The organism is Pseudomonas sp., assembly GCF_030684895.1.
GTDB lineage: Bacteria > Pseudomonadota > Gammaproteobacteria > Pseudomonadales > Pseudomonadaceae > Aquipseudomonas.
On sequence record NZ_JAUXXP010000043.1, the window covers coordinates 11,460 to 31,394 of the forward strand.

The 19,935-nt window shown below is 63.5% G+C and carries 13 protein-coding genes; 5 read left to right on the plus strand and 8 right to left on the minus strand.

Features of this window, described 5'->3' with window-relative positions; genetic code table 11:
- The first annotated feature begins 120 nt into the window (after nt 1-120).
- Nucleotides 121-8,625: a GH36-type glycosyl hydrolase domain-containing protein gene (locus Q8M42_RS08645; RefSeq protein WP_304867067.1), complete on the plus strand. Its 8,505-nt coding sequence runs from the start codon at nt 121-123 to the stop codon at nt 8,623-8,625.
- Here Q8M42_RS08645 and Q8M42_RS08650 read toward each other — a convergent pair.
- The 3 genes from Q8M42_RS08650 to pgm form a co-directional block, all read right to left on the minus strand.
- The gene (locus tag Q8M42_RS08650) at nt 8,620-8,985 is read right to left on the minus strand and encodes a winged helix-turn-helix domain-containing protein (RefSeq protein WP_304867070.1); all 366 of its coding nucleotides are present in this window, start codon (nt 8,983-8,985) and stop codon (nt 8,620-8,622) included. The two genes, Q8M42_RS08645 and Q8M42_RS08650, sit on opposite strands and share 6 nt — an antisense overlap.
- A 198-nt stretch (nt 8,986-9,183) precedes the next feature.
- Nucleotides 9,184-9,342 carry a DUF3309 family protein gene (locus tag Q8M42_RS08655; RefSeq protein ID WP_304867073.1) on the minus strand — a complete coding sequence of 53 codons (159 nt, stop codon included), beginning with the start codon at nt 9,340-9,342 and terminating at the stop codon, nt 9,184-9,186.
- A 128-nt stretch (nt 9,343-9,470) separates the two neighbouring features.
- Nucleotides 9,471-11,123: a phosphoglucomutase (alpha-D-glucose-1,6-bisphosphate-dependent) gene (gene pgm, locus Q8M42_RS08660; RefSeq protein WP_304867076.1), complete on the minus strand. Its 1,653-nt coding sequence runs from the start codon at nt 11,121-11,123 to the stop codon at nt 9,471-9,473.
- Nucleotides 11,124-11,519: 396 nt separating this feature from the next.
- Between pgm and Q8M42_RS08665 the strand changes: the two genes are divergently transcribed.
- Both Q8M42_RS08665 and Q8M42_RS08670 read left to right on the plus strand, forming a co-directional pair.
- Nucleotides 11,520-11,819 (plus strand): hypothetical protein, encoded by a 300-nt coding sequence (locus Q8M42_RS08665; protein WP_304867079.1) that lies wholly within the window; start codon nt 11,520-11,522, stop codon nt 11,817-11,819.
- A 101-nt stretch (nt 11,820-11,920) separates the two neighbouring features.
- A complete protein-coding gene (locus tag Q8M42_RS08670; RefSeq protein WP_304867081.1) occupies nt 11,921-14,047 on the plus strand; it encodes a bifunctional diguanylate cyclase/phosphodiesterase in 2,127 nt (708 codons plus the stop codon).
- Here Q8M42_RS08670 and Q8M42_RS08675 read toward each other — a convergent pair.
- Together Q8M42_RS08675 and Q8M42_RS08680 are read right to left on the minus strand one after the other, a co-directional pair.
- Nucleotides 14,044-14,748, minus strand: a complete 705-nt coding sequence (locus tag Q8M42_RS08675) for a Crp/Fnr family transcriptional regulator (RefSeq protein WP_304867083.1) — start codon at nt 14,746-14,748, stop codon at nt 14,044-14,046. The two genes, Q8M42_RS08670 and Q8M42_RS08675, sit on opposite strands and share 4 nt — an antisense overlap.
- A 152-nt stretch (nt 14,749-14,900) precedes the next feature.
- The gene (locus Q8M42_RS08680; protein WP_304867086.1) at nt 14,901-15,629 is read right to left on the minus strand and encodes a Crp/Fnr family transcriptional regulator; all 729 of its coding nucleotides are present in this window, start codon (nt 15,627-15,629) and stop codon (nt 14,901-14,903) included.
- 248 nt (nt 15,630-15,877) lie between these two features.
- Here Q8M42_RS08680 and Q8M42_RS08685 point away from each other — a divergent pair, with 248 nt between their 5' ends.
- Nucleotides 15,878-16,411, plus strand: coding sequence for a hypothetical protein (locus Q8M42_RS08685; RefSeq protein ID WP_304867089.1), 534 nt, complete (start codon nt 15,878-15,880; stop codon nt 16,409-16,411).
- A gap of 22 nt (nt 16,412-16,433) precedes the next feature.
- Here the strand turns inward: Q8M42_RS08685 and Q8M42_RS08690 are convergent, their stop codons facing one another.
- From Q8M42_RS08690 to Q8M42_RS08700, 3 genes are read right to left on the minus strand one after another with little or no spacing between them, the layout of a single operon-like run.
- A complete protein-coding gene (locus tag Q8M42_RS08690) occupies nt 16,434-16,667 on the minus strand; it encodes an anti-sigma factor (RefSeq protein WP_304867091.1) in 234 nt (77 codons plus the stop codon).
- Nucleotides 16,661-17,272 carry an RNA polymerase sigma factor gene (locus Q8M42_RS08695; RefSeq protein ID WP_304867093.1) on the minus strand — a complete coding sequence of 204 codons (612 nt, stop codon included), beginning with the start codon at nt 17,270-17,272 and terminating at the stop codon, nt 16,661-16,663. The genes Q8M42_RS08690 and Q8M42_RS08695 overlap by 7 nt, the downstream gene beginning before the upstream one ends.
- Nucleotides 17,272-18,393: a beta-ketoacyl-ACP synthase III gene (locus tag Q8M42_RS08700; protein WP_304867148.1), complete on the minus strand. Its 1,122-nt coding sequence runs from the start codon at nt 18,391-18,393 to the stop codon at nt 17,272-17,274. The genes Q8M42_RS08695 and Q8M42_RS08700 overlap by 1 nt, the downstream gene beginning before the upstream one ends.
- Nucleotides 18,394-18,745: 352 nt before the next feature.
- On the opposite strand from Q8M42_RS08700, the gene Q8M42_RS08705 reads away from it, so the two are divergent.
- Nucleotides 18,746-19,819 carry a hypothetical protein gene (locus Q8M42_RS08705; protein WP_304867095.1) on the plus strand — a complete coding sequence of 358 codons (1,074 nt, stop codon included), beginning with the start codon at nt 18,746-18,748 and terminating at the stop codon, nt 19,817-19,819.
- Nucleotides 19,820-19,935: the final 116 nt, after the last annotated feature.

Sequence of the window (19,935 nt, forward strand, 5' to 3'; positions counted from 1 at the left end):
CACGGCGAAGCAACAGGGCACGGCAATCGTGACTTCGTAGGTCCGCTGTCGCGGTTTCTCAGATGGGTCTCGCACCTCGACGCCCATCGCGCATGCCAATGATGGCTGGAACCGCGCCCTATGACCTCAGTCTTCTCTGCTCTATTCAGCCGTGCAGCTGCACCCTCGCCATGGCTTGATCACGCCCCGGTACGCGAAGAACTGTTCGGCATCGAACGCCTCGAACAACACGCCTGCACCCTGGCCGCTGCCCAGCCGGTGAGCAGCAAGCCGCCCGCCGTGCTGTCCCTGCATCGCCGCCTGAATGACAACGCCAAGGTGCTGCTCGCAGCCTACCGCGCCAGTGCTGCGGAGCTGGCCAATGGTCGCGGCGTGGTGCCAGCGGCCGAATGGCTGCTGGATAACTACCACCTGGTCGAAGAGCAGATTCGCGAGATCCGCGATGACCTGCCGCCCGGCTATTACCGCCAGCTGCCGAAACTGGCCAGCGGCCCCTTTGCCGGTTACCCACGGGTATTGGGCATGGCCTGGGCGTTTATCGCCCACACCGACAGCCACTTCGACCCGGACATCCTGCAGCGCTTTCTCGTCGCCTATCAGCAGGTGCAGCCGCTGACCATCGGCGAGCTGTGGGCGGTGGCCATCACCTTGCGCATCGTGCTGATCGAGAACCTGCGTCGCCTGGCTGACCAGATGACCGCAGGGCGCAGCGCGCGGGCCGACGCCGATGCCCTGGCCAGCCGTCTGCTGGGCAAAAGCGCCACGCACGCAGCACTCGACAAGGAGCTGCACGAACGCGCCCGCATACCGCTTAGCGAGCCGTTTGCCGCGCAACTGGCCAAGCGCCTGCGTGACCATGATCCGCTCACCACGCCAGCGCTGGGCTGGCTGGAAGAGCGCCTCGGCGCGCAGGGCAGCAGCATCGATGAAGTGGTGCAGCACGCGCAGCAGCGCCAGGGCGCGTCCAACCTCACGGTGCGCAATATCATCAACAGCATGCGCCTGATTTCCTCCATCGACTGGGCGCAGCTGTTCGAGAACGTCAGCCTGGTGGATGCCCGCCTGGGCGCACGCAGCGACTTTGCCGCGATGGACTTTGCCACCCGCAACCAGTACCGCAGCGCCATTGAGCAATTGGCCCGTGGCAGCGCCTGCAGTGAACTGGAGGTTGCCGAACAGGCCCTGCAGGCCAGCCAACTGGCCGGCGAGGCCGAGCTTGCCGACCCACGCACCAGCGACCCCGGCTACCACCTGATCGCCGAAGGCCGCCTGGCGCTGGAGCAGCGCATCAATTTTCGCCCGCCGCTGCGTCTGCGCATCAGCCGTGGGCATATGCACCTCGGCATGCCCGGCTACGTCGGCGCCATCGTCGGCCTGGCCAGCCTGCTGCTGGGTTTGGCGTTGTACAGCCTGGCCGGCCAGGGCGTCACCGCTGGCTGGCTGCTGGCGCTGGGTGTGCTGGGCTTTCTGCCCGCGACTGAGGTGGCCACCGCGCTGGTCAACCGCGCGGTCAGTAACAGCTTCGGCGCCATGGGCCTGCCGGGTCTGGAGCTTAGCGAAGGGGTGCCCAGCAACCTGCGCACGCTGATTGCCGTGCCGACCCTGCTCGGCAGCAAGGCCGATCTGCTGGAGCAGATCGAGCGCCTGGAAGTGCATCACCTGGCTGGGCATGGCGGCGATCTGACCTTCGCCCTGCTCACCGATGGCCTGGATGCCCAGCAGGAGTACCTGGCCAGCGACGCCGCCCTGCTGCAATTGGCCAGCGCCGCCATCGACCAGCTCAACCAGCGTTACGGCCCCGGCATCGTCGGTAGTCGTTTCCTCCTGCTGCACCGGCGCCGGCAGTTCAACCCCAGTGAAAACGTCTGGATGGGCTGGGAGCGCAAGCGCGGCAAGCTGCATGAACTCAACCGCCTGCTGCGCGGCGCCGACGACACCAGCTTTACCGAGGTGCCTGGGCTAAGCCAGCGCATCCCCACAGATGTGCGCTATGTCATCACCCTGGATGCCGACACCCGTCTGCCGCGTGATGCGGCGCTGCGCCTGATCGGCAAGATGGCCCACCCGCTGAACCAGCCGCGCTTCAACACCGAGCTACAACGGGTAGTCGGCGGCTACGCGATTCTGCAGCCCCGGGTGACCCCGTCGCTGCCCTTGCAGCGCGAAGGCTCGCTGTACCAGAAAGTCTTCTCCAGCCCCGGCGGTATGGACCCCTACGCCGCTGCTGTCTCCGATGTGTACCAGGACCTGTTCGGCGAAGGCTCCTTTACCGGCAAGGGCATCTACGACATCGATGCCTTCGAGGCCGCCTTGGCCGGCCGGGTCGGGGAAAACAGCATGCTCAGCCATGACCTGTTCGAAGGGGTTTTCGCCCGCGCAGGCCTGGCCTCGGATGTGGAAGTGGTCGAGGAATTCCCCTCGCGCTACGACGTCGCCGGCAAGCGCCAGCACCGCTGGACCCGTGGCGACTGGCAGCTGCTGCCGTGGATTTTCGGCCCGCTACGCGGCAAACAGGCGCTGCCGAGCATCGGCCGCTGGAAGATGCTCGACAACCTGCGCCGCTCCCTGCTGGCCCCGGCCACCCTGGCGGCGCTGGGGCTGAGCTGGCTGCTGCCGTTGCCGGCAGCGCTGAGCGCCAGCCTGCTACTGCTTGCCAGCCTGCTGATCCCGGCCGTGCTGCCGCTGTGCTTCGGCCTGCTGCCGGCACGCGCCGGCATTCGCTGGCGCAGCCACCTGGGTAAGCTGCGCGATGACCTGCTGCTGGCCCTGCTGCAAAGCGCGCTGAACCTGACATTTCTCGCCGACCAGAGCTGGCGCATGCTCGATGCGATCAGCCGCACCCTGACCCGCCTGCTGATCACCCGGCGCAACCTGCTGGAATGGACCACCGCAGCCCAGGCGGCGATCAGCCCGCGCCTGAAACTGCTGGGCTTCTACTGCGGCATGGCCGGCGGCACCACGCTCGGCCTGCTGCTATGCGTCCTGGCCGTGCTCTGGGCGCCGGCCATCTGGCCGCTGGTACTGCCCTTCGCCCTGCTCTGGCTCAGCGCGCCGGCAATTGCCATGCTGGTCAGCCGTTCGCCACGCGTGGCCAAACGCCTGCTGATCGACCCGACGCAAACCAGCGAACTGCGGCTGATTGCCCGGCGCACCTGGCGCTTCTTTGAAACCTTCGTCACGCCAGCCGACAACCAGCTGCCACCGGATAATTTCCAGGAAGACCCCAAGCCGGTTATCGCCCACCGCACCTCGCCGACCAATATGGGCCTGTACCTGCTCTCCGCTATCGCCTCCCGCGATTTCGGCTGGGCCGGCACCCAGCGCACTCTCACCCGTCTGCAGGCCACGCTGACGGTCATGGCGCAGCTGCAGCGCCATCGCGGGCACTTCTTCAACTGGTACGACACCGAGGATTTACGCCCGCTGGCACCGGCCTATGTGTCGTCGGTGGACAGCGGCAATCTGGCGGGCCACCTACTGGTGGTCGCCAATGCCTGCGAGCAATGGCTGAAAGCCCCCGTGAGCGCGGACGCCCGCCAGGGCATCCACGACAACCTGCAACTGGCCCGCACCGCGCTGGCGGCCCAGCCAGCCACCGGTAGCGAACGCAGCCAACAGCTGCACGAATTACTGCAACAGATCGAAGCGGGCCTGAATGGCGCGCAGCCGCTGCTTAGCCTGTTGCCAACCCTGCTGCGCCTGAGTGACAAAGCCGTGCTGCTGGCCAGCGGCATCGCCCCGCTCGACACGGACAACCAGGCTGGCGACCTGTTGTTCTGGCTGCAGGCCATCGCCCAGGCCCTGGGCGACCTGCAGCAGGATGTCGAGCTGACCGATAGCCAACGCACAACCCTGCACAACGAGCTGCGCAGCGTCGCCGAACAAGCACGCAACATGGCCCTGGGCATGGATTTCGCCTTCCTGCTGGAGCCGGAACGCAAGCTGCTGTCGATCGGCTTCTGCCTGGCCGACAACAGCCTGGACAGCAGCTGCTATGACCTGCTCGCCTCGGAGGCGCGCCTGGCCAGCCTGTTCGCCATCGCCAAGGGCGATGTCAGCACCCGTCACTGGTTCCGCCTGGGCCGCACGGCCACGCCACTGGGCAGCGGTTCGGCGCTGATTTCCTGGTCCGGCTCGATGTTTGAATACCTGATGCCGTCGCTGGTGATGCGCGCCCCGGCCGGCAGCCTGCTGGAGCAGACCAACCGCCTGGTGGTGGCGCGCCAGGCCGCCTATGGCGAAGCCCTGGGCATCCCCTGGGGGATTTCCGAATCGGCCTACAACGCCCGCGACATGGAGCAGACCTACCAGTATTCCAACTTCGGCGTACCGGGCCTGGGCCTCAAGCGCGGCTTGTCCGCCAACCGGGTGATTGCCCCTTATGCCACGGGCCTGGCGACCATGGTTGACCCACAAGGCGCCCTGGCCAACTATCGACGCCTGGCGCAGAAGGGCGCATTGGGCCGTTATGGCTTCTATGAAGCGCTGGACTTCACCCGCACGCGCCTGCCGGATGACCAGCCCTTCGCCATCGTGCGCAACTTTATGGCCCACCATCAGGGCATGAGCATCGTCGCCATTGCCAATACCCTGCATGACGGCCAGATGCGTGCGCGCTTCCACCGCGAACCGATGATCCAGGCCTGCGAGCTGCTGTTGCAGGAACGCATGCCACGCAATGTCGCCGTCGCCCATCCGCGCGCCGAAGAGGTCAGCGCCTGCGCCACAGAAGCCGACTGCACGCTGCACAACGAGCGCCGGCTGAACCACTTCAACGGCAATCCGCCGGTCACCCACCTGCTCAGCAACGGCCGTTACAGCGTGATGCTCACCGCCAGCGGTGCGGGTTACAGCCGCTGGCGCGACATCGCCATCACCCGTTGGCAGGAAGACAGCACCCGCGACCAGCACGGCTCATTCATCTTCCTCTGGGACACCCGCAACGGCACGCACTGGTCCCTGGGCGCGCAGCCGAGCAGCGGCAACCCCTATGACGAAGTGGTGTTCGCCGAGGACTACGCCAGCTACAGCCGCCACGACGGCAACCTCACCACCAGCCTGGAAGTGCTGGTCTCCGGCGAAGACGATGGTGAAGTGCGCCGTGTTTCGCTGACCAACAGCGGCCGCGTGGCGCGGGAAATCGAACTGACCTCCTACGCCGAACTGGTGCTCGCCAGCGCCGCCAGCGACAACGCCCACCCGGCGTTCTCCAAGCTGTTTGTGGTCACCGAATACCTGCCCGCCTTCGCCGCGCTGATTGCCACACGGCGTCCGCGCAGCGCCAGCGAGCAGCCGTTGTGGGCCGCGCATTTTGCCGTGGTTGAAGGTGACGTGAGCGCCGAGCCGCAGTACGAATCCGACCGTGCGAAGTTTCTCGGACGCAGTTGCGCGCTACACGCCGCCGCGGTGATTCGCCAGGGCCAGCGCCTATCCAATAGCGTCGGCACTGTGCTCGACCCGATCTTCTCGCTGCGTCAGCGCCTGCTGATCGAGCCGGGGAAAATCGCCCGCGTGGCGTTCTGGACGATGGTGGCGCCGACCCGTGAGGCGCTGCTCGACCTGATCGACAAGCACCATGACCGCAGCGCCTTCGAGCGGGCGAAAACCCTGGCCTGGACCCAGGCCCAGGTGCAGCTGCGTCACCTCGATATGCTCGCCGCCGAAGCCGCCGACTTTCAGCGCCTGGCCGCGCCGATTTTGTACGCCGACGCGCGCTTTCGCGCACCGGCCGCCAGCCTGCTGCGCGGCCTCGGTAGCCAGTCGGTGCTGTGGTCCCAGGGGATTTCCGGCGACCTGCCGATTGTCCTGCTGCGCATCAGCGACGCCGAAGACATCGCCCAGGTGCGGCAACTGCTGCGCGCCCACGAATACTGGCGGATGAAGCGCCTGGCGGTGGACCTGGTGATCGTCAACGAGCATGCCTCCTCCTACCTGCAGGACCTGCAGGTGGCCATTGAAACCGCCGTACGCAGCAGCCAGTCACGCCCACGCTTTGCCGCCGAACTGGCGCAGGGCTCGGTGTTCGTGCTGCGCGCTGATCTGCTCAGTGGCGAGTTCCGCGAACACCTGCAAGCGGTGGCACGGGTGCTGCTGGTGGCCCATCGCGGGCCGATCAGCGAGCAACTGGCGCGTATCCCGCCCTGCCCCAGCCCGCTGCCTGCCAGCATCGGCAACCACAGCGCACAGCCCATACCGGTATCTCACGCGCCACCGCCCAGCCCGCTGGAGTTTGCCAATGGCCTGGGCGGCTTCGACCTGGACGGCCGCGAGTACGTGGTGCGCCTGAACGCCTGGAGCAACACCCCGGCGCCGTGGATCAATGTGATCGCCAACCCGCAATTCGGCTTTCAGGTTTCAGCCGAAGGCAGCGGCTACACCTGGGCCGACAACAGCCGGGAAAACCAGCTCACGCCCTGGTCCAACGACCCGGTCAGCGACCCGCCAGGCGAAGCCCTGTACGTGCGCGACGAAGACAGCCTGGCGCTGTTCAGCCCCACCGCCCAACCGCTGCGCGACAGCGGCCACTATGAAGCGCGGCATGGCTTTGGTTACAGCCGCTTCAGCCACCAGGCCAGCGGCATTGCCATGGAGCTGCTGCAGTTCGTGCCGCTGGACGACCCGCTCAAGATCTCCCGGCTGACCCTGCGCAACCTCTCCGGCCGGCCACGCCGCCTGAGCGTCACCGCCTATGCCGAATGGGTGCTGGGCAGCACGCGAGCGGCCAATGCGCCGTTTATCCTCAGCCGCCAGGACAGCGCCACGGGTGCCATCCTGGCGCGCAACCCTTGGAGCATTGCCTTTACCGGGCGCAGCGCGTTCAGCGACCTGGGCGGCCGGCAAAGCAGCTGGACCGCTGATCGCAGCGAGTTTATCGGGCGCAACGGCAGCCTCGCGCAGCCTGCCGCCCTGGCCCGAGAAACAGCGCTGAGCGGCAGCCTGGGTGCGGGCCTCGACCCCTGCACGGCGCTGCAATGCCAGCTGGAACTGCAACCCGGGGAAAGCGTTGAGGTGCTCTGGCTACTGGGCCAATGCGCCAGCGAGCAGCAGGCCAGCGCCTTGATTGCGCAGTACCGCCAGGCCGACCTGGACGCCGTACTGGCCCAGGTGCAGGCGCACTGGCAGCGCGTGCTCGGCGCGGTGCAGGTGCAAACCCCAAGCCGCGCCATGGACATCATGCTCAACGGCTGGCTGCTCTATCAGACCCTGGCCTGCCGCGTCTGGGCGCGCTCGGCGTTTTACCAGGCCAGTGGCGCCTACGGTTTTCGCGACCAGCTGCAAGACGGCATGGCACTGACCTTCGCCAGCCCGGCCATGACCCGCGCGCATATCCTGCGCGCGGCCAGCCGCCAGTTTGTCGAGGGCGATGTACAGCACTGGTGGCTGCCGCATTCCGGCCAGGGCGTGCGCACGCGCATCTCCGATGACCGGGTGTGGCTGGCCTACGCCACCGCGCAGTACATCCAGTGCAGCGGCGATGCGGCGATTCTCGATGAGCAGTTGGACTTTCTCGAAGGTCCGCTGTTGGCCGCCGGTGAGCACGATGCGTTCTTCCAGCCGATGCAGGCCGATGCGCCGGCTTCACTGTTCGAGCACTGCGCCCGTGGCCTCGACCAATGCCTGCAACTGACCGGCGAACTGGGCCTGCCACTGATTGGTGGCGGCGACTGGAACGACGGCATGAACCGCGTGGGCGAACACGGCAAGGGCGAAAGCGTGTGGCTGGGCTGGTTGCTGCTGCGCAGCATTGCGCTGTTCAGCCCCTATGCCGAGGCGCACGACAGCACCCGTGTGGCGCGCTGGCGAGCGCATGCCGAGCAACTGCGCCTGGCGCTGGAGACCTATGCCTGGGACGGCCAGTGGTACCGCCGCGCGACCTTCGATGACGGCACCTGGCTCGGCTCGGTACAAAGCAGCGAATGCCGAATCGACTCGATTGCCCAGTCCTGGGCGGTGCTGTCGGCCAGCGCCGATCCGCTGCGGGCGAATATGGCCATGGCTGCCATGCAACGCCAGCTGATCCGCGAAGACGACGGCATCGCCCTACTGTTCACCCCGCCGTTCGACAAAACCCCGCTGGAGCCCGGCTATATCAAGGGTTATCCGCCGGGCCTACGGGAGAACGGCGGGCAATACAGCCACGCGGCAATGTGGGCAATTCTGGCGTACTGCCAGCTCGGCTCCGCCAAGCAGGCGTTCGATCTGTTTGACCTGGTCAACCCGATCAACCACGGCAACAGCCCTGAGGCCTGCCAGCGCTACAAGGTCGAGCCTTACGTGCTGGCCGCCGATGTTTACGCGGTGGCGCCGCACAATGGTCGCGGCGGCTGGACCTGGTACACCGGCGCGGCCGGCTGGATGTACCGCGCCGGCGTGGAAGGGATTCTCGGTATTCGCCGTGAGGGTGACTGGCTGCTGCTCAACCCTTGCATTCCGGCCGACTGGCCAGGCTTTAGCGCACGCATTGCGCTGGCAGGCAGCCATTACCAGATTGAGCTGAGCAACCCAGCGCAACGCAGCCAGGGCATTCGCCAGGCCTGGCTGGACGAGCAGCCCATCGAGTGCCCGCAAGGGCTGCTGAAAGTGGCGCTGGATGGTGCCACGCATCGTTTGCGGATCGAGTTATAGGTCGGTATTAGAAGGCGCTTCGGCCAGCAGTTCGGCCAGCTCATCACAGCCACTCTGCACCGTTGCCAAGGCGGCGGCGCAGAGGGCGCGGTAGCGCTGCAGAATCAACTCGCCGGTGGCGGTGAGCTGGGTGCCGCCGCCCTGCTTGCCGCCGGCCAGCGTGCTGACCAGCGGCTGCTGGAAACTGCGGTTCATGGTTTCCACCAACAGCCAGGCACGCCGATAGGACATGCCCATGGCGCGCGCGGCGGCGCTGATCGAGCCGTGCTGGGCGATAGCCGCCAACAACTCGGCCTTGCCGGGCCCGATGGCAATGTCGGAGCCGTTATACAGGCGGATTTTTAGATCAAGACGGTACATACGGCGACCACAGCGGCGGATACGCTGCGCAGACTAACGCCTGATCAGATCAGGTGGAAGGGACACGTCAGCCAAGTGGGTAGGTTGGGTTGAGGAGCAACGCGACGAAGCCCAACGAGACCTGTCACAGCCTGTTGGGCTTCGCTGCGCTCAACACCAACCTACCCATTGCATGCACACGCAATGGCTACATAGCCTTTAAATTCGGCCCATTAACAGCAGCACCACCAGCACAATCACCACTACGCCCAAGCCGCCCGTAGGCCCGTAGCCCCAACTGCGGCTGTGTGGCCAGGCCGGTATGGCGCCGACCAGCAACAACACCAGCACGATCAATAGAATGGTACCCAGGCTCATGGCGTTCTCCTTGATGAGTCACTGCAGCACGCCGGAACAACAGGTGCCGACATGACACCCAAGCGCCCCTTCATCCTGTACGCCAGCGCCACCTCCGTCGGTGCGCTATCGCACCAACAGGCGCAGCGCTATTCGCCAGTCAGGGCGCCATCGACGATCTGCTGCGCCTCGCTGAAGATGCGCTGCAGGTGCGCCTCATCGCGAAAGCTCTCGGCGTAGATCTTGTAGATGTCTTCGGTGCCCGACGGCCGCGCGGCAAACCAACCGCCTTCGCTGACCACCTTGATCCCGCCAATCGCCGCGCCATTGCCCGGCGCCTTGTCGAGCACCTGGGTGATGGCATCACCGGCCAGTTCACGGCTGCTGATCTGCGCTGGCGAGAGTTTGCCCAGGGCTTTTTTCTGCGCCGGTGAGGCCGGTGCGTCAACGCGGTCGGCATAGATTGCGCCGAACTCATCGCTCAGGCCCTGGTACAGCTCGCCCGGGTCACGCCCAGTCACGGCGGTCATCTCGGCGGCCAGCAGGGCCAAGGCGATGCCGTCCTTGTCGGTGGTCCAGACCCGACCATCACGGCGCAGGAAGGTCGCCCCGGCGCTTTCCTCGCCGCCAAAGCCCAGGGAGCCATCGAACAGGCCGCCAGCAAACCATTTGAAGCCCACCGGCACTTCCTGCAACGGCCGCCCCAAGCGTGCAGCGACGCGGTCGATCATCGCGCTGCTGACCAGGGTTTTACCCACCGCCGCGCTGGCGCTCCACTGCGGACGATGCTGGAACAGGTAATCGATGGCCACGCTGAGGAAGTGGTTGGCCGGCAGCAGGCCGACGCTCGGCGCGACGATGCCGTGGCGGTCGTAGTCGGTGTCGCAGGCAAAGGCAATGTCGTAGCCATTCTTCAAGCCGATCAGACGCTGCATGGCATGGCTGGAGGATGGGTCCATGCGGATCTGCCCGTCCCAGTCCAGGCTCATAAAGGCGAACTGCGGATCGATAATCTCACTCACCACATCCAGATTGAGGCCGTACTGCTCGGCGATGCGCGCCCAGTAATGCACCCCGGCGCCGCCCAGCGGATCGACGCCCAAACGCAAACCGGCTGCGCGGATCGGCGCGAAGTCGATGACATTGCCCAGGTCATTCACATAGCTGCCGAGGTAATCGTATTCCTGCACATTGGCCGCCTGCCGCGCCTGCGCCAGGGGCATGCGTTTGACCTCGCGCAGGCCGCCTTCGAGCAGCGCATTGGCGCGGTTCTGCACCCAGGTGGTGATATCGCTGTCGGCCGGGCCGCCATTGGTTGGGTTGTACTTGAAGCCGCCGCTGTCCGGCGGGTTGTGCGAGGGGGTGATGACGATGCCATCGGCCAGGCCCGAACTGCGGCCCTGGTTGTGCACCAAGATGGCCTGGCTGATCGCGGGCGTCGGGGTGAATTCGCCGCCAGCGGAGATCATGGTCTGCACGCCATTGGCCGCCAGCACTTCAATCGCGCTTTCCAGCGCCGGTTGCGACAGCGCATGGGTATCGGCGCCGATAAACAACGGGCCGCTGATGCCCTGGGCCACCCGGTAATCACAGATCGCCTGGCTGATCGCCAACACATGCGCCTGATTGAAGCTGCAAGCCAGGGAGCTGCCGCGATGCCCGGAGGTGCCGAATGCCACACGCTGGCTGGCCACGCTCAGGTCCGGCTGCAGATCGTAATAGGCCGCCAGCAGCGCAGAGATATCGGTCAACAGGGTCGCAGGTGCCGGCTGACCGGCCAAAGGGTGAATGCGCGGGCTCACAAGGGGCTCCAAAGGATGATCGGGCGGTGAAAAGTGCGCCAGTTTAGCAGCCAGGCTGGCTAAACCGGGCAGGCTTTAAGCCGCATGCACGCTAGGTGCGATAGCGCACTGACAACACCCCGGCAATCAGCGTATCTAAGACTTAGCCCCACCCTATTTGCGCCAGCATGGGACTTGCTCAGAGGTGATTATGGACAGACCAACCCAGCGCCAACCCGCCCCACGCCCAAACGGCCAGGCTCGACGAAAGGCCATGCGGCGCACCCTGAGCGAAAGCCCGATTAATCAGCAGTAAACCTATTGCAGTTGTCGACGTTAGCGCGGGTTAAGCCCAGCGGCGGACGTTGTGCGTTGGAAAAAGCACGTGAAACACGTCCACGAACAGGGAGAGATGACATGCACAGGCTTGGATACATCCACACGATGGCCAGCAGCATCGCTCTGATACTGCTGACCTTGCTGGCCGGCAGCGCATCTGCCGAGCTATTTGCACCTGAAGTGTTCAGCCATGCGCCGCTGTACGCGCCAACCGCCGAACCGGACGAGAGCAACGGCCTATACAACACCAGGTTGCTGCCCAAAACAGAGAGCACTGAGCCCGCCAGTAGCCAGGCGCGGCTAAACAGCCGCTGGATCAGCCTGCCGGTAAAAGCACCACAGTACGACCAGCCACCACCACCTGGGCTGCGCTTCTAAGCACGCAAACACACTGCACCGCCCACGATGCTTAACGCCATATCGGCAACGCAGGTGCCTCACCCGCCCCGCGTAATGTTGTGCAAGGAAGAATAAGCATCATGGTTAATCGCGTTCTGATCATTACCGGCAACACCGACGACGCCGCCACCCTGGAAGACGTGCTGGAAAGGGCTCAGGACGGCCCGTTCTTGATCGAGTGGGTGACCAGCCTGGCGCAGGCCCTGCAGCGCCTGGAAACCCACCGCAAAGCGCCCATCGACGCGATCATGGTTGATCTCGACCTGCCGGACAGCCAGGGTATGGCCACCTTCGATCAGCTGTTCGCCCTCGCCTCCAGCATTCCAATTCTCACCCTCAGCACCCTGGATGATGACCAGCAAACCTGGGACGCCATCCAGCGTGGTGCCCAGGGCTGCCTGTCCAAGGGCCACTTCAGTAGTTACCTGGTGCCGCAATCACTGCGCAATATCATCCAGCGCAAGGCGGTGGAAGAGGCGCTGTTCGTCGAAAAAGCCCGCGCATCACTGACCCTCAACTCGATCAGTGATGCGGTGATCAGCACCGACCTACAGGGCAACGTCGACTACCTCAACAGCGCCGCCGAACATATGACCGGCTGGCAACTCGACGAAGCCCATGGCCTGCCGATCGACAGCGTGATGCGCCTGGTCAACGACAAAACCCGCGAGCCGGTAATCAACCCCATCGTCCAGGTACTGCAGCACGATGAGGGCAAAGTGCTGGCGGCCGGCACGATACTGATCCGCCGCGATGGCAGCGAGTCCGCCATCGAAGATTCCGCCGCGCCGATCCATGATTCAGCCGGGCGCCTAAAGGGCGCGGTGATGGTCTTCCACGACATGACCGCCGCCCACGCCATGACCGAAAAGATGACCCACCTGGCGCAGCACGACGCCCTGACCAACCTGCCCAACCGCGCCTTGCTCAATGACCGGATCAACCAGGCGATTGCCCTGGCCGAACGGCGCAGCAGCCACCTGGCGTTGCTGTTTCTCGACCTGGATAACTTCAAGCACATCAACGATTCGCTCGGCCACGGCGTCGGCGACCAGCTGCTGCAAGCGGTAGCGCTGCGCCTGAGTGACTGCGTGCGCAGCTCCGACACGGTCAGCCGCCTGGGTGGTGACGAATTTGTTGTGCTGCTGAGCGAAAGCCATTGCGCCGAAGATGCCGCGCGCACCGCTGAAAAAATCCTCAGCGCCCTGGCCGTGAGCCACAACATTGGCCAGCAGCAGCTGCACATCACATCCAGCATCGGCATCAGCACCTACCCCAACGATGCCAAAGATGCCGAAGGCCTGATCAAGAATGCCGACACGGCGATGTACCTGGCCAAGGAAGAAGGCCGCAACAACTACCAGTTCTTCCGCCACGAAATGAATGTTCACGCAGTTGAACGACAGTTGATCGAAACGCACCTGCGCACGGCCATGGAAAACAGCGAATTTGTCCTTCACTACCAGCCGAAGATCGACCTGCACAGCGGCAGAATCACCAGCGCCGAGGCGCTGATCCGCTGGCAGCACCCGGCCTGGGGCATGATTCTGCCAGGGCGGTTTATTCCAGTGGCCGAGGCCTGCGGGCTGATCGTGCCGCTGGGCCGCTGGGTGCTGCTGCACGCCTGCGCCCAAGCCAAACGCTGGGAGAACTGCGGTTATGCCCTGGAGTCGGTGGCGGTGAACATCTCGGCCCTGGAGTTTCGCCGCAAGGATTTTGTCGACAGCGTGGAAAGCGCCCTGCGGGTCACCGGCCTTGACCCCAACAACCTGCAACTGGAGATCACCGAAAGCGTGCTGATGCGCGACGCCCAGGCCAGCGCCACGATCCTGCAGCAACTCAAGACGCTCGGCGTACAGCTGGCGGTGGACGATTTCGGCACCGGTTACTCAAGCCTCAGCTACCTCAGTCAGTTCCCCATCGATGTGCTGAAAATTGATCGCTCTTTTGTTCAGGACATCCACACCAGCAACGGCATTATCGTCAGCGCCGTGATTGCCATGGGTAACAGCCTCAAGAAACGAGTGATCGCCGAGGGCATCGAAGAAACCGCGCAGCTGGAGTTTCTGCGCAATCATCACTGCAGCGAAGGCCAGGGCTTTCTGTTCAGCCACCCGGTCAGCGCGCAAAACTTCGCCAACCTGCTGCGCAGCGGCATCAACTCGCCGATCAATACGCTGCACCAGGTAACCGGCACTCTGGGTTAGAACTGCGCGCGGTAATCGGCCTGCAACGCCGCATAACACTCGCAGGCCGCGCGTTCCAGCCCGGCGCGGTCAAGGATATTGATCTCGCCTCGGCTGTAGCTGATCAAGCCGCGCGCCTGCAACGCCGCAGCGGCAATCGATACACCACTGCGGCGCACCCCGAGCATGTCAGCGAGAAACTCATGGGTCAGGTGGAAATGATCGGCATGGGCGCGGTCATGGGTCATCAGCAGCCAGCGCGCCAGGCGCGGCTCGATTGCATGAAAATGCGTGCAGGCCGCGCTCTGTGACAACTGCGCCAGCACCACATACAGGTAGCGTTTGAGCGAACGCAACAGCGCCGGGCTGCTCAGCAACTCCTGCTTGAACAACTGGCTGCTGATGCGCAAGGCACTGCCGGAGCCCTGCACCACCGCACGCATGGGCGCCAGGCCGATGCCCAGAGCGAGGGTCGCACCGAGCATGCCTTCATTGCCGATCAGGCCCATTTCCAGCGGCTGATGCCCATCCAGGGTGGTGACCAGCGAGATAAAGCCGCTGAGGGGGAAGTACACATGGTGAATCGGCCGGTTGGCCTCATGCAGCACATTGCCGAAAACCAGGTCCACCGGTTCGCAGCTTTCAAGGAGTTGTTTGCGTTGTTTGGCCGGCAGCCCTTCGATCAGCAGGCTGAGGATATGCAGCGGTGCTTTAACAGACATTCACTTGTCCCGAGCACGACGCTTGCCAAAGAATGGCACGACAGCGGTGCCTGACGCTCTCGCCGCTGCAGTCTGCCTGAGCACCCGGCAAAGCTCTGTGCGCTACGGCACTCAAGCCACGCCATTAAATTGCTAACCGCGCGCGTAACAGGTTAGTGCGCCGGATGCGCCACTTTATAAGGCAGCAGGCGGTCTGTTTCGCGCTTGACCACGGCATAACACTCGCAGCTCAGGCGTTCGAGCTTGTCGCGATCCAGCACAGTGATCAGCCCACGGCTGTAATCGATCACACCCAGGCGGTGCAGTTTGCCGGCCGCCTCGGTAACGCCCTCGCGGCGCACGCCGAGCATATTGGCGATCAATTCCTGGGTCATGGCCAACTGGCTGCCGGAGAGGCGATCCAACGACAGCAGTAACCAGCGGCACAGCTGCTGGTCAATCGAGTGGTGGCGGTTGCACACCGCTGTTTGCGCCATCTGGGTAATCAGCGCCTGGCTGTAACGCAGCATCAACTGCAGCATGTCACCATGGCGGTTGAACTCTTCCTTGAAGCGCTTGCCGAGCACCCGGTAAGCACTGCCGGCACTCTGCACAATGGCCCGGCTGGTGGTGCTTTCGCCGCCCATAAACAGCGCTACGCCAATCACCCCGTCATTGCCCACCACGGAAATTTCCGCCGAGGCGCCGCTTTCCATCACATACAGCAGGGACACAATCGAGTCGGTGGGAAAGTACACATGCCGCAGCGTGTCGCCCGATTCGTAGAGCACCATGCCCAGCGGCATCTCCACCAGCTCAAGGTGCGGCAACAGGCGCTCCAGCACCTCATCGGGCAAGGTGGCAAGCAGATGGTTTTGTTGCGGATATGGGGCTGCGGACATCACTGTCTCCGGTCTTCTTAGGCCTGTTGGCGATTGATATGCGCTCGCTACAGAGCCTTAACTGCACACGCCAGCATAAGCCAATCTGTTTTTTTGTCTGTACGCCATCGCACAGACAGGCTCTATGCCGGGCAGTTAAAAACACGTAAGAATGGCCGCCAGTGCGCCCGCAAACGCGCACAAATGCAGCGTTTACAGCCGTTTCCGGCTATCCTGGCCGGCCTCTTTTATGCCGCAGGATGACCCGAATGAAAGCCCAGCTTGAAGAACTGATCAGCAAAATAAGCTCGGGCTGCATGCTGGCAGAAGAAGTCGCGCGCATCGCCGATGAGGCCGCTCAGGCCTACGCCGACCCGCAGGCATTTCTCGCCGCCAACCCGGACATCAATTTCGACGACAGCTTCCCAATCCCGCTGGGCGAATGGGTGGTGGTCGGCAGCCTGCCGGAAACCGTGCTGTTTCAGGCCGATAGTTATGATGCGCTGTTTCAGCAGATCGTCGACTCCTTCGGACCAGAGGTGAGCTTTGTGCTCAAGCCCAAGCAACTGGTGAAAGTCGAGCCGCTGAAAGCGCTAAACCGCATCCAGGTGCAACTCGCCAGCCTCAGTCCGGAAACCAAGGGTTATGTCTTGCTGGATTTCAGCGAGCCGCTGGATGACGAGCTGCAAGCCGTACTGGTGTACAGCACAGACTTGGCGCGGGTGATGGAGCTGGCGGTGGAAGTCGGCATCTACGCCGCACCGGCCTATGAGGCGCTAAAAGCCGCGCAAAGCGAAGAATAGAGGTGAGCAGGCAGCAGCAGATTCAGCGCTGCTGCCGGCGCAATTCGGCAAGTTTGCTCGCCAACTCATCCAGCTCAGCGCTCTGCCCAGGCGGCAGTTGCCGTAGCACCGCCTGACTCAGGCGCATCTGGCGGATAAATCGTCGGCAGTGCTGACACATGGCCAGATGCATGCGCACGGACAGGCGTTTGCGCAGGCCCAGCTGACCATCAAGAAATTCACTGGAGTGGGCCACCAACTCCTTACAGCTCAACATTGGCCGGTCTCCTCAAAATGCTCCAAGGTAGCAAAGACCTTGAGACGCGCGCGGTGCAGCAGCACCCGCACATTGGAGAGCGAGACCTGCAAAAGATTACAAATTTCCTCCAACTCCATGCCTTCACGTTCACGCAGGTGCAGCACGCTGCCCTGCATCTCAGACAGACTACCCAGGGTTTTCTCCAGGCATTCGCGCAACTCGTCCTCGGTCAGCAGCGCTTCCGGGGAGTCGTGATGCCAGGCATGCGGCGCCAGCAACCAATGGCCATCGGCGCTGAAACGCTCATCACCAATGCTGCCGTGGGGCGAGGGAATATCGTCGAGTAATACTTCGCGGCGATTGCCCTTGAGGCGGGTTTTCGCAGTATTGGCGGTAATGGTCAGCAGCCAGGTCTTCAGACTCGAACGGCCTTGAAAGCCATCCAGATTGCGCACTACAGCAAGCCAAGCGTCCTGCACCACCTCATCTGAATTACGGCTGCCAACAATGGCAAAGGCCACCGCGCGCATTGCCCCCTGATAGGTGGCGACCAGCTCGCGGTAGGCCTTCTGCTCACCCGCCCGCAGACGAGTGAGCAGCGCCTGATCGGCCGGGTACTCCATCAATGCTTACGCAGGATCACGCTACCAATCGAATAACCGGCGCCGAACGAGCTGAGCACGCCCAGCGCGCCGCTCGGCAGGTCTTCCTGGTATTTGTGCAGGGCGATTACCGAACCGGCCGAGCTGGTGTTGGCGTAGGTGTCGAGAATCACTGGCGCCTCGCCTGGCTCGGCATCGCGGCCAAGCAGCTTGCGCGCGATCAGCAGGTTCATATTGAGGTTGGCCTGGTGCAGCCAGAAGCGCTTCACATCGCCGACGTTCAACTTGTTCTCGGCCAGGTGCGCGGCAATCAGCTCGGCAACCATCGGGCAGACATCCTTGAACACCTTGCGGCCTTCCTGGACGAACAGTTTGTCACGCGCGCCAACGCCCTCTTGCGCACAGCGGTTGAGGAAGCCGAAGTTGTTGCGGATGTTGTTGCTGAACTGAGTGATCAGCTTGGTGCCGACGATATCGAACTGGTAGTTCGAGGTGGCCTGATCAGCACGCTCGATAATCACCGCCGTAGCGGCATCACCGAAAATGAAGTGGCTGTCGCGGTCACGGAAGTTCAGGTGGCCGGTGCAAATTTCCGGGTTGACCATCAAGATCGCGCGGGCCTGGCCCAGTTGTACGCTGTTGGCGGCCGCCTGGATGCCAAAGGTGGCCGAGGAGCAGGCGACGTTCATGTCGTAGCCAAAACCCTGGATGCCCAGTGCAGCCTGCACTTCAATCGCCACGGCCGGGTAGGCGCGCTGCAGGTTGGAGCACGCGACGATCACCCCGTCGATATCGGCAGCGGTCTTGCCGGCGCGGGCCAGGGCGTCCTTGGCGGCGCCTACGGCCATCTCGCAGAGGATGCCCCACTCGTCATTGCTACGCTCAGGCAGGCTCGGCGCCATGCGCGCGGGGTCGAGGATGCCGGCCTTGTCCATGACAAAGCGGCTCTTGATGCCCGAGGCTTTTTCGATAAAGCCGCTGCTCGACTCGCTCAGCGCTTCCACTTCACCGCTGGCGATGGCGGCGGCGTTGTCGGCATTGAATTGCTGGACGAAGGCGTTGAACGACTCGACCAACTCATCGTTGGAAATACTGTTTGCCGGGGTATAGAGGCCGGTACCACTGATCACGACGTTATGCACAGTCATTCCTCTTGTTCTTCGCCGCAGGCAGCGGCCAATTATGCAATACACCCAGGGCAGGCTAGGCCATGGGCAAAAAACGGCTGACAGGCTCAGCAAACTCGATCCATGAAACGTCCTGTTACGAGCCACGGAGTTTGCCACAGCCAGGGGGGCTTCGTCCGCTCAGCACGTCAGGCCAACTGCAACAAGCTGCCGGCTATTGAGGCAAAGATGCTCACAACGTGGCGCAAGGCACATCCCGCCAGCGCCCGCGCACTGGCGCTTGAGTAGCCTCACCCGTCCGGGTGATAGATGATTGTCGGACAATCTATATGCTCGCCTTTCCCTAATAACAAGAAAGGTTTCCGCCATGCGCAAGCTGCTTTTATTGCTGGTGCTGAGTTTTGCCTCCCTGAGCCAGGCCGCCGTGGGCGTGTTCCCCGACAGCACCTTCCAGAATCTCGACCACGGCCTGTACTGGTTCGGTTATGGCGACAGCTGGCAGAAGGCCGTGCCTGGCCAGAGCAACGCCTATTACGTGGCCAGCAAACCGACGCTGATTTATATCCACGGCTGGCAGAATGGCTCGACGCAAAAGAAGAACCGCGAAACCTTCAACCGTAAGGATGCCGGCGGGCCGGACCTTGACTTGGCAAACGCCTGGCTCGCCGCCGGTTACAACGTCGGCGTGCTGTACTGGAACCAGTTCGCCGATGAAGGCGAAGTGCAAGACGCCGAAGCCAAGATCTGGACCGCCAGCGGCCCGCGCGCCATGCGCTGGCGCAACAGCAGCGGCGCTTACGCCACAGGCCCCAGTCAGTCGGCCGGCGATCTGCTGTTCAACAGCTATAAGGCCAACCTGGCTGGCTACAGCGGCAGCAATATCCGTATCGCCGGGCATTCTTTGGGCAACCAGATGGCCATCGTGCTGACCAAGAAGATCAGCGATGCGGTCAGCGCTGGCACGCTTAACAGCAAGCTGCTGCCCAAGCGCGTCGCCCTGCTCGACCCCTTCTACTCCAACAACGCGAAAAGCTACCTGGGCAACAAGTGGGTCGGCGAAGTCTGCCGCACCTATGTCAGCGAGCTGAAAACCAAGGGCGTGATCTTCGAGACCTACCGCACCTCCGGGGCCAGCAGCACCGGCTTTATCGGCGACAGCAACAGCGGGCTGATGAACATGACCGCCTTCAGTGAGCTCAAGCCCTGGTACTTCGGCGCCACGCAGCTGACCGAGAAGCACAACGCCGCCGTGTGGCACTACCTGTGGTCATTCAGCAGCAACCCGCCACTGATTACCGGCACCAGTAATCAGGCCGCCTCGGCGAAAACCAGTGATAGCCGCATCACCACCCTGATGAATGGCAGCAAAAAACTGGTACACGACCAGGGCGCCTACACCAAGGAGCCGTCCGACGATAACTTCAAGGAAGCCAACCGCTGATAGCGCCGGTCCTGCCTTCGCGGGCAGGACCGCTGCCTCTGCATATCCGCCACCGCGACTTAAGGCGGCTTGACTATCCAGTCACAGCATGAAAAAACAGAGGCACGCAGGCGCCG

What these genes read in the sequence shown, in the direction of transcription:
- Q8M42_RS08695 (WP_304867093.1), bottom strand. Translation starts at nt 17,272, where the DNA reads ATGGAGTACCCGGCCGATCAGGCGCTGCTCACTCGTCTGCGGGCGGGT.
- Q8M42_RS08650 (WP_304867070.1), bottom strand. Translation starts at nt 8,985, where the DNA reads ATGTACCGTCTTGATCTAAAAATCCGCCTGTATAACGGCTCCGACATT.
- Q8M42_RS08690 (WP_304867091.1), bottom strand. Translation starts at nt 16,667, where the DNA reads ATGTTGAGCTGTAAGGAGTTGGTGGCCCACTCCAGTGAATTTCTTGAT.
- Q8M42_RS08655 (WP_304867073.1), bottom strand. Translation starts at nt 9,342, where the DNA reads ATGAGCCTGGGTACCATTCTATTGATCGTGCTGGTGTTGTTGCTGGTC.
- Q8M42_RS08675 (WP_304867083.1), bottom strand. Translation starts at nt 14,748, where the DNA reads ATGTCTGTTAAAGCACCGCTGCATATCCTCAGCCTGCTGATCGAAGGG.
- Q8M42_RS08685 (WP_304867089.1), top strand. Translation starts at nt 15,878, where the DNA reads ATGAAAGCCCAGCTTGAAGAACTGATCAGCAAAATAAGCTCGGGCTGC.
- Q8M42_RS08665 (WP_304867079.1), top strand. Translation starts at nt 11,520, where the DNA reads ATGCACAGGCTTGGATACATCCACACGATGGCCAGCAGCATCGCTCTG.
- Q8M42_RS08680 (WP_304867086.1), bottom strand. Translation starts at nt 15,629, where the DNA reads ATGTCCGCAGCCCCATATCCGCAACAAAACCATCTGCTTGCCACCTTG.
- Q8M42_RS08705 (WP_304867095.1), top strand. Translation starts at nt 18,746, where the DNA reads ATGCGCAAGCTGCTTTTATTGCTGGTGCTGAGTTTTGCCTCCCTGAGC.
- Q8M42_RS08670 (WP_304867081.1), top strand. Translation starts at nt 11,921, where the DNA reads ATGGTTAATCGCGTTCTGATCATTACCGGCAACACCGACGACGCCGCC.
- Q8M42_RS08645 (WP_304867067.1), top strand. Translation starts at nt 121, where the DNA reads ATGACCTCAGTCTTCTCTGCTCTATTCAGCCGTGCAGCTGCACCCTCG.